The organism is Sulfurospirillum sp. SCADC, assembly GCF_000743525.1.
Lineage (GTDB): Bacteria > Campylobacterota > Campylobacteria > Campylobacterales > Sulfurospirillaceae > Sulfurospirillum.
Genome location: NZ_JQGK01000009.1, coordinates 96,068 through 106,320 on the forward strand (window position 1 = coordinate 96,068; position 10,253 = coordinate 106,320).

Consider the following 10,253-nt stretch of genomic DNA (forward strand, 5'->3'; position numbering starts at 1 on the left):
ACCTAAAAAGGATACGTTATGACGATAGTATTTCCAACAATGAAAGAAGACGGACTAAAATCAAAACGCGGTGCTCATTTTGGGAGAGCTAATTTTTATACCCTGATTACCGTTGAAGATGGTATTGTTCAAGATGTGAGTGTCCACAAAAATCCAGGGCATGTGACAGGTGGATGTGCCGACGCTGTAGCCAATATACAATCTTTAGGAGCTGAGAAATTAGTTGTTTCAGGCATAGGTGGCGAGCCTTTGAAAAAGTTTTTAGCCGTCGGTATTGATGTCTTTTTTGATGACAAAAATGAAAATCTTGAAGATTCTCTCCGTGATTTTTTAGCAGGCAACGTTGCCAAAATTGATCCAAATCACAGCTGCAATCACAAACATTAAAAAAGATTCAAAATTTTAACCCCTCTATAGGAGCATCTGATTTAGTTGGAGGCTCCTAAAATTTTGAAAGTATCTCTTAAAAAAGTGGTTTTTAATGCTCATTTTAACCGTCTTTTCCAATGAAAAACCAATTTGTAGAGCGATGGAAAGTTTGATGTGTGTAACAGCACCATTTGGGTTGACGCTGGCTTTGTTGGCAATTCGGAAGATTATGGGGAAGATGTAAGCTTTACATCTAAAGACAAAAGGGGCTATTTTAAACTAAAGTAGCCCCTTTCATAAGAAGATATTCTGTCACTCAAAAAGTTGAAATTTTAGCTCGCAGTCTTAGTTTTACTTCAATTAGTTAGAGAGTCCATTGTAAATATTAGCGTAATTTTTGTATTTTTCGTTTCCCAAGCTTCAAAATCGAAGAAGGCTTAGCCTCAAAAAAACCTTTACATGTAAAGAGTATCACATCGGCTCTCTCTTGTGCATACACTTCATCAAAGCCCTTTCCACTGGGGTTTGACGAAGTAGAATAAGTCCATTTTAATTTTCGTAGAAACTGCAAATGCGCTTCATCTTTCACCACACGAATCGCTAATCCACACGAATATACAAAGGTTGTTTTTTGAGCTTTGCGAACACGGTTTTTATGGCGTTTGGGAACTCTGGTAAAACGACGAAGGGTGGTGAGTGAATCCACACTCATCAAAAACGATTTACCGCTTGGGCGGTTTTTCGTCTTGATGAGTGCTTCAGCATTTTGAGAGAGGAACCCCGCTGTTGTCTCTGTTTGAGCGAGATAAACAAGGTCGGGGTTCATAGGTTTTAGTTTAGATAGTCTTGTAAAGCACGTGGCTCAAGTGCGCTTTTGTCTTGAATGTACTCTATCGCGGTGGCTGCGGCTGCGGCTGCGGCAACGGTCGTAAAGTAGGGGATTTTAAAGCGAAGAACCGCTTGGCGAATTTTCTTCGCATCGTCTTTACTGGATTTGGCATCGCTGGTGTTAATCACAAGCGCAATGTCACCATTCTTGAGTTTATCTTCGATATTTGGTCTGCCTTCAGAGATTTTATAAACAAACTCTGCGTTCACACCTGCTTCTTGCAAGGCTTTGTGCGTGCCACCCGTTGCAATGACTTTAAAGCCAAGTGCTTCAAATTTTGTGCCGATCTCTTTCGCAAAGGATTTGTCGATGTCCACTAAAGAGATAAAAACGGAACCGCTTTTGGGAAGCACGTTTGCTGAAGCGATTTGACTTTTGGCAAATGACGCTGGGAAGTTTCGGCTGATGCCCATAACTTCACCCGTTGATTTCATCTCAGGTCCTAAAATGAGGTCTGCACCTTGAAGTTTATTGAACGGAAAAACCGCTTCTTTAACCGCAACATGGTCGAATTTTTTAGGTTTTAAGATGCCATTACCTTCGCGAACCACGTCAAATTTATCGTAAAAGAAAAGAGCTTCTCTAAGGTTTCCTTGGTACATAACGCGTGTCGCAACTTTTGCCATCGGAATGCCTGTCGCTTTGCTGACAAACGGCACGGTGCGGCTTGCACGAGGATTCACTTCGATCATGTAAACGTCGTCTTGATAGATGGCATATTGGATGTTCATCAAACCTACAACGCCAAGATTGAGTGCAATTTGTTTGGTTTGAGACTCAATTTTGCTCAAAATCGCATCGCTGAGGCTAATGCTTGGCAATGAACATGCACTATCACCACTGTGAATGCCCGCTTCTTCAATGTGTTGCATAATGCCACCGATGTAAACTTCTTTACCATCACAGATCGCATCAACATCGACTTCAATGGCACGATCTAAAAATTGATCAATCAATACAGGTGAATTATGGCTCACGCTGACCGCTTCATTCATATACGTACGAAGTTCGCTCTCATTGTAAACGATACGCATCGCCCTTCCACCCAAAACATAACTTGGGCGCACCAAAACAGGATAGCCGATTGCTTTTGCTTTTTCTATTGCCTCTTCTTCGCTCGTTGCGGTGGCGTTGTTGGGTTGTTTGATGTTGTTTTCGGTAATAAATTTTGAGAATTTCTCTCTATCTTCTGCCATATCAATCACACGTGCTGTGGTACCGATGATCTTTGCGCCCATAACGGTCAGTTTTTTCGCTAATTTAAGCGGTGTTTGTCCACCAAAATGCACGATAACGCCATCTGGATTCTCTTTTTCAACCACGCTTCGCACATGTTCAAAATCAATCGGTTCAAAGTAGAGAATATCGCTGGTGTCATAATCCGTCGAAACCGTTTCGGGGTTACAGTTGTACATAATGGTTTTAACACCCAAATCATTGAGGGCGTACGCCGCATGAACACAACAGTAGTCAAACTCGATGCCTTGACCAATTCTATTAGGTCCTCCACCGATGATCATCACTTTTTTCTGAGTATTTTCTTCTTTTACATGTAAAGGAAGTTTGGTTACATTGGTTGTGGAGTAAAGGTACGGTGTGAGCGCTTTAAACTCTGCCGCACACGTATCGACCTCGTTGTACTCAAAGTCGATGTCTAGTTTGTTACGTGCAAAATAGATGTCATTGGTTGTTAGCTCTAAATTGTCCTCTTTGTTGATCAGTTTGGCGATCATTTTGTCAGAGAAGCCCATCGTTTTGGCTTGACGTAAGAGTTTTTCATCGTTAAGAATAAACATATCGATCTTTTTCTCAAAATCAATGATCTCTTTGATTTGTCTTAAAAACCATGGATCAATTTTGCTTAAGTTGAAGACATCTTCCACGCTATAGCCTCTACGGAAGGCTTCACCGACATAAAGTGCTCTATCAGCATTGGGTCTTCTGATCTCATTTTTAAGTTTATCTTCTTCCACTTTCATGCTCTCAAAACCGCTAAGGTTCGTCTCAAGGGAACAGAGCGCTTTTTGGAAAGACTCTTTAAACGTTCGACCAATCGCCATCACTTCACCCACGCTCTTCATCGAAGTGGTCAGTGTAGAATCCGCCAATGGGAATTTTTCAAAGGTAAATCGAGGAATTTTAGTGACAATGTAGTCAATAACAGGCTCAAAACTTGCCGCCGTTCCGGTGATGTCATTTTTAATCTCATCGAGCGTAAAACCAACCGCTAAAAGCGTCGCTACTTTAGCAATGGGATACCCCGTCGCTTTAGAAGCAAGCGCAGAACTTCGACTCACACGTGGGTTCATCTCGATAACCGTCATACGACCTGTTTCTGGGCAGATGGAAAATTGTACGTTACTTCCCCCTGTATCCACACCAATTTCACGAAGAATCGCAAACGAAGCATTTCGCATACGTTGGTACTCTTTATCGGTTAGCGTTAGAGCTGGTGCAATGGTAATAGAATCTCCCGTATGCACACCCATCGGGTCAAAGTTTTCGATAGAACAGACGATGATGCAGTTATCGGCACGATCTCGAATGACTTCCATCTCATACTCTTTCCAACCAAGCAGTGACTCTTCAATCAAAATTTCATTAATCGGACTTGCATCAAGTCCTGCCATTGCAAGTTCTTTAAATTCATCGATGTTATAGGCTACACCACTACCGCCACCAGCTAGGGTATAAGATGCTCTAATAATTAAAGGAAAACCGATTTTCTCCGCTGCCGCATACGCCTCTTCTAAATTATACGCATACGCACTAATCGGTAAATCCATCCCTATTTTGATCATCGCCTCTTTAAACGCTTGTCTATCTTCACCTTTTTTAATCGCTTCAGGATTGGCACCTAAAAAGATAATGCCTTCTAGCATCCCTTGTTCGTGCATCGTCATCGCAACATTGAGTGCGGTTTGTCCACCCATGGTTGGAAGCACGGCGTCCACACTCTCTTTTTCAATAATGCGTGCGATCACTTCAGGCGTAATCGGTTCAATATACGTACGGTCTGCAAATTCAGGATCAGTCATAATGGTAGCTGGATTGGAGTTTACCAGTACGACTCGGTATCCGAGCTCTTTTAACGTTTTCGCTGCTTGCGTTCCTGAATAGTCAAATTCACATGCCTGCCCGATAACAATAGGACCTGATCCGATTAATAGTATGGTTTTAATATCTTGACGTTTTGGCATCTCTTTCCTTTATTCTACATGTAGTATTCAACCCAATGCCTCTTAGGCTCTGGATTCAAAACTAGTTGCGTACGATCACGTGCATATACGACGGTACATGCGATGTTGCATAGGGTTTGACAACCACCGTTTTGGAGGACTCCTCTTCAATCACTTCGGTAACCACGCCCACTTTGATTCCCTCAAAAAAGAGCGTATCGAGTCCACTTGTAATGACCTCATCACCTACATGAGGTTGAAGCCATTGCGAAATGTATTTGACCAAAAGCTCTTTGCTATTACCTTGCGCAACGCCTTGCATTTTTTGATTGCCCACATAAACTGCAAAAATAGCTTTGGGGTCACTCAACAGCAAGCCTTGCGGATGCCCATCGTTTGAAACCACAATCCCTGCAGCATACCCTTGTTGCAATAAGCCATAAATCTTGCTTTGATTAAACTCATCAAATTTCAGCCACACTTTGCCATAATCATTGAGATTGGTATACCCAATGGATTGAACCATCTTTACTTGAGGATCATATCCTGTGGTATTGTGTTCTTTTAACATATCGTTGAGTTTACTGGCAAATGCGATCGAAAGAACGGCTGATTTTTGCAAGGTCTGATTTTCAGTTCTGAGTCGCTGTATCTCTTCTTGTTGAGAGAAATGCTCATCGATCTTTTCTTGAATTTTGGTCTTTATCTCAACATAGGAAGCAAGAATTTTTGTGTTCGCGCTCCCTACGATGTGCCTAGCCTCCGTGCTGTACCGAAACGATACAAACACAAAGATGCCAAGCAAAATGATAATTTTTAATTTACTCATTCGACAATTGTTGTAACAGTTCGATCTCTTCGAGTGCTTTACCCGTACCTTTTGCAACCGCTAAGAGTGGCTCATCTGCAACAAATACAGGCAACTTGACGATGTCGGAGAGGTATTTATCAAAGCCTCGAATTAAAGCACCACCACCGGTTAAGACAACACCGTTTTCAACAATATCACCTGCAAGATCCGGAGGCATGACTTCAAGCACATCTTTCAGCGCGTCAGCAATCTCTTTGAGTGGCTCTTTAATCGCGTCTCTGACATCTTCACTGGTCAGCTCAATACGGCTTAAAAGACCGCTCACTTGGTCACGACCTTTCACCATCATCGAGATAGGCTCATCCATAGGAACGGCTGTACCAATCGCGATTTTAATCTCTTCACCGGTTCGCTCACCAATGAGAAGGTTGTATTTTTTCTTTACATAATCCACAATGGCAAGATCGATCTTATCTCCCGCAACACGAATCGATTTACTAATAACCAAACCGCCTAGTGAAACCACGCCAATTTCTGTCGTACCACCACCGATGTCAACGACCAAACTTCCTTGGGGTTCACGCACCGGAAGTCCTGCGCCAATCGCTGCTGCCATAGGCTCTTCGATCAAGAAAACTTCACGCGCACCTGCACTCATTGCAGATTCACGTACCGCTTTACGCTCCACTTGCGTCAAACCATACGGAACACAGATAATGATGCGTGGTCGTAAAAAGCTTTTTCTTCGGTGTGCTTTTTCAATGAAGTAACGAATCATCTTTTCTGTCATATCAAAATCAGCAATAACGCCATCACGCATCGGACGAATCGCTTCAATGTCACCTGGTGTTTTGCCCACCATATTTTTCGCTTCTTTACCTACCGCTAGGATGTTTTGTTTACCATAACGGTTGCGTTGTACGGCAACAACGGAAGGCTCATTGATAATAATACCTTTACCTTTGACCAATACCAAGGTATTGGCGGTTCCAAGGTCGATACTCATATCACTTGAGAAAAATCCTATTATCTTGTCTAAAATCATCGCTCTAATCCTTTTTTACGCACTTTTTTTATCTTTTTTGATATAAAGCGGTTTTTCGCCTTTTGTAATCACATCTTTGGTAATCACCACTTCGTACCCATCCAACTCGGGAAGCTCATACATCACATCCACCATAATGTCCTCGATAATGCTTCGAAGTCCACGTGCTCCTGTTTTACGTTTGATCGCACGTTCTGCCACAGAATCGAGTGCTTCTTTTTCAAAAGAGAGCTCCACATTATCAATCGCAAAGAGTTTTCGATACTGTTTATAGATCGCATTTTTGGGTTCCGTCAAAATACGTACCATATCTTCTTGCGTAATCGGTGAGAGTTTTGCGGTTACATGTAAACGTCCAATGAGCTCTGGAATCAGCCCGTAATGGACTAAATCATCGGGTTCTGCAAGATCAAACAATCCTGCATCTTGGCTTTTGGTGCGTTTTTCTTGCTCAAAACCAAGCACGTTTTTGCCGATACGTCGCTTGATGATCTCTTCCAAGCCATCAAAAGCACCTGCACAAACAAATAAAATATTGGTTGTATCGATTTGAATAAAATCTTGATTCGGGTGTTTGCGTCCACCTTTGGGTGGAATGTTGACCACACTACCTTCAATAATTTTGAGCAATGCTTGCTGAACGCCTTCACCTGAAACATCCCTTGTGATAGAACGGTTTTCACTCATACGCGCAATTTTATCAATCTCATCGATAAACACAATGCCTTGCTCTGCTTTTTTAATATCGCCATTGGCACATTGAAGCAGTTTTGTCAAAATGTTTTCAACATCCTCACCCACGTAACCCGCTTCCGTTAAACTCGTCGCATCACAGATGGCAATCGGCACATCCAAAAAGCGTGCTAAGGTTTGTGCCATCAAGGTTTTACCGCTACCCGTTGGTCCAATAAGTAAAATGTTGGATTTAGAAATTTCGGTATCATCAACAATACTGCTTTGTTTGAAAATTCTCTTATAGTGGTTATAAACACCTACTGAAAAAATCTTTTTAGCTTGGTCTTGCCCGATCACAAAATCATCGAGCACTTTTTTGAGCTCTTTGGGTGCTAACAACTCTTGATCAAAAGCTTCTTCACTGCCACTGACGGAAGGCTCTGGGATTTCTCCAAAAAATATCTTATGGGCAGAGATCACACAATGCTCGCAGATAAAAACATCGTCCCCTGCGATCAAACGCGTGTCACTACTCTCTTTCGTACCACAAAAACTACACTCTCTATTGACCATTATTTTTCCTCTCAAATGGAATGCCACGTGTGGACTCTATAATAAAATTGCACATGTGTTGAACATGAACATTGGGCTGTTCTTCTAACAATTTTGCAGCTTGTGTTTGTAACGGTTGACCCGACTCAAATAATTCACGGTATGCACTTCTAAGGGCATCAATGTCTTGGCGATCCAGATGACGGCGAAGTCCTGTCAGATTAAGCCCTCTCAAAACCGCACGATTGCCTTCGGCTAAACAAAACGGAGGGACATCTTGTGAAAGTGCCGCCGCTCCTGCAATCATCGCGTAACTGCCAATTTTAACAAACTGATGCACCGGTGTCATTCCACCGACGACGACATAATTTCCCATCTCGACATGCCCAGCGATCGTTGCGGCATTGGCTAAAATGCAGTGATTGCCCACAATGACATCGTGCCCTAAATGGACATAGCCCATAAACAGATTGTGATCGCCGATGATGGTTTTACCGCCACCACCAAGGGTTCCTGGATTAAACAGAGTAAATTCGCGAATTTTATTGTAATCGCCAATAATCAGTTCAACCTCTTCGCCTGCGTATTTGAGGTCTTGCGGGATAGACCCTAAAACAGCATGTGAAAAAATCTCATTGTGCTTGCCGATGGTGGTATTGCCACAGATGTGAACACCTTGGGCAATTTTTGTCCCTTGTCCAATTTTAGCTTGGCTTGAGATAAAACAAAACGCCCCGATTTCAACATCAGCTCCAATAATAGCGCCCTCTTCGATAATGGCATGGGGGGAAATTAAGCTCATCGTAACCGCCTATTTATCAACGATCATGGCTTTAAGTTCAGCCTCACTCATCAGCACATCACCGACATACGCCTTACCGGCCAAAACCCAAATAGAGCCTTTGTGCTTCACGACATTCATGTGATATTCCAACTTATCACCTGGACGAACGGGAGCTCGAAACTTTGCACCATCAATACTCATAAAGTAAACGACTTTTTGAGCGGCCTCTTCATTGGTCATATTCATACTCTTAAATGCAAGCACGCCACCCGCTTGCGCCATGCCTTCTAAAATCATAACACCTGGATAGATGGGATGACCAGGGAAATGCCCCTGAAAAATTTGTTCACCAATGGTCACGTTTTTATACGCCTTGATCGATTGCTCTGGAATCAGCTCTTCAACACGATCAATCAGTAAAAAAGGATAACGATGGGGAAGTATTTTTTGAATTTCTATAACATCTATCATTCTTGAAACCTTATCAATGAAAATTCTAATATTTTAGCTAATTAATACTAAATTTTCTCTAATGTCATGGTAGGTTTTGCTTTGAAGGAAGAGTTCATAAGCACCTATGTTCACCTCATCGAGTACGATAAGAGGGGTTAAAGAGGCAAAAGGTGACTTCATAAATGTGTTTCTAAATGCCATTTCAATTTCCACCGTTGGGGGATTTTGTAGCATCTCTTTCACACTCACATAATGCGTATTCGCCAAAGTATTAAACGTTTCAAGCGCAATAAACCGCGCCTCTTCTTTGCCAAAAAAACCGACACCTTCGTTGATGAATTCGATATTTGCTTTGATCTTCTCTTTTTTACATGTAGAATAAAAAAGAACATAACTTGGCACCACATCTTGGTTACTTTTTTTCACCCATGAGCGCAGCAATCTGTAATTTAAAAACTTTTCACGTACCAGTTTAAAAGGAGTTTTTTGCGCTTCACATTCCATGACGGTTTCATACAAAACAATGCGTTCTTCAATGGAAGAGGGCAGAATTTGAGGTCGCAGTGGAGAGCTTAATTCATCTGCAAAGCGTTGTTGCTGATCTCTTTGAACACTCAGTGCAAAAATGCACCCACAATAATCTTGATGGTACAACATCGCCTCTTTAGCAAGAGCAAACTGCTCTTGCGTACCGCCACCTTTTCTAAAATCAGGTACGGCGATGTCAAGATGGTACCGATCGGCGATCAAACGCAATGCGTTTCCTAACTGATCGAGTGATTTTTTGGGGCTTGTTAGCAACGTGGTTGTTAGGACTTTTTCACCAATTTCTAGCGCTTTTTGTGCACTGGCTTCTAACCGGTTATCAAAACAAACGGCACAACGTTTGCCTTTTTCAGGCTCACCTTCTAAGCCTCGAACGGCTTCTAGCCATCCTTCGTAATTGTAGTCTCCTACATGTAAAGGAATTCCCAATTTGGAACAACTGCGTTTGACATCAAGAAGCCTGAGTTCATACTCGCTAAAAGGATGAATGTTAGGATCGTAAAAAAAGCCTACAAGTTTCTCGTTGGGATACGCGTGTTGTAGTTTTTGCAGAAAAAAGTGGCTATCAACGGAGCAGCAAATATGAACGAGCATGGCATTTCTTTATTAGACTTCTTTTATAACCCTTGAAAAGAGAAAGAGTTTGCTCAGAGTGCATTAATTTTTGAAACACAAAATTGAGTCATAGCCAAAGCTATGGCGATGTTTTTAGTTTTAAAAAGTGATGTGCTATCAGCGTACTCTTTTTTCAATGGGTTATAAAAGAAGTCTACTGATTTAAATTTTCCAAAAGTATAACATAGGTAACATATAACCTTTCCTACCTCATAAAACTAATACTGTTTTTAAATGGATTTTTGTATTTTGTAGTAACCCAAACTGCTAGTTAAACAGTAGAGCTTTTTTGTCATCAGCAAGCTTCAAAAAACAATTGATAGCATAAGCGGTGA

Annotated in this window: 9 protein-coding genes; 1 reads left to right on the forward strand and 8 read right to left on the reverse strand. The window is 41.8% G+C overall.

The genetic code is table 11. From position 1 onward, the window contains the following. Positions 1-18: 18 nt before the first annotated feature. Positions 19-387, forward strand: coding sequence for a NifB/NifX family molybdenum-iron cluster-binding protein (locus tag JU57_RS07415; protein ID WP_037959029.1), 369 nt, complete (start codon positions 19-21; stop codon positions 385-387). 367 nt (positions 388-754) lie between these two features. On the opposite strand, the gene JU57_RS07420 is transcribed toward JU57_RS07415, so the two are convergent. The 8 genes from JU57_RS07420 to JU57_RS07455 all read right to left on the reverse strand — a co-directional run bounded on the left by JU57_RS07420 (position 755) and on the right by JU57_RS07455 (position 9,897). After that, positions 755-1,195 carry a Sua5/YciO/YrdC/YwlC family protein gene (locus JU57_RS07420; RefSeq protein ID WP_037959031.1) on the reverse strand — a complete coding sequence of 147 codons (441 nt, stop codon included), beginning with the start codon at positions 1,193-1,195 and terminating at the stop codon, positions 755-757. Between the two features lie 5 nt (positions 1,196-1,200). Then, on the reverse strand, positions 1,201-4,458 hold the full coding sequence (gene carB / locus JU57_RS07425) for a carbamoyl-phosphate synthase large subunit (RefSeq protein ID WP_037959034.1): 3,258 nt from the start codon (positions 4,456-4,458) through the stop codon (positions 1,201-1,203). Positions 4,459-4,519: 61 nt separating this feature from the next. Then, positions 4,520-5,266: a rod shape-determining protein MreC gene (gene mreC / locus JU57_RS07430; protein WP_037959036.1), complete on the reverse strand. Its 747-nt coding sequence runs from the start codon at positions 5,264-5,266 to the stop codon at positions 4,520-4,522. Continuing rightward, on the reverse strand, positions 5,259-6,293 hold the full coding sequence (locus JU57_RS07435; protein ID WP_037959038.1) for a rod shape-determining protein: 1,035 nt from the start codon (positions 6,291-6,293) through the stop codon (positions 5,259-5,261). Before JU57_RS07435 ends, mreC begins: the two co-directional genes overlap by 8 nt. Before the next feature lie 15 nt (positions 6,294-6,308). Further along, positions 6,309-7,541, reverse strand: coding sequence for an ATP-dependent Clp protease ATP-binding subunit ClpX (clpX, locus tag JU57_RS07440; protein WP_037959040.1), 1,233 nt, complete (start codon positions 7,539-7,541; stop codon positions 6,309-6,311). Beyond that, positions 7,531-8,322, reverse strand: coding sequence for an acyl-ACP--UDP-N-acetylglucosamine O-acyltransferase (gene lpxA, locus JU57_RS07445; protein ID WP_037959043.1), 792 nt, complete (start codon positions 8,320-8,322; stop codon positions 7,531-7,533). The genes clpX and lpxA overlap by 11 nt, the downstream gene beginning before the upstream one ends. 9 nt (positions 8,323-8,331) lie before the next feature. Further along, positions 8,332-8,775 (reverse strand): 3-hydroxyacyl-ACP dehydratase FabZ, encoded by a 444-nt coding sequence (gene fabZ, locus JU57_RS07450; RefSeq protein ID WP_037959045.1) that lies wholly within the window; start codon positions 8,773-8,775, stop codon positions 8,332-8,334. Positions 8,776-8,808: 33 nt separating this feature from the next. Continuing rightward, positions 8,809-9,897 (reverse strand): epoxyqueuosine reductase QueH, encoded by a 1,089-nt coding sequence (locus tag JU57_RS07455; RefSeq protein ID WP_037959052.1) that lies wholly within the window; start codon positions 9,895-9,897, stop codon positions 8,809-8,811. Between the last annotated feature and the right edge of the window lie 356 nt (positions 9,898-10,253).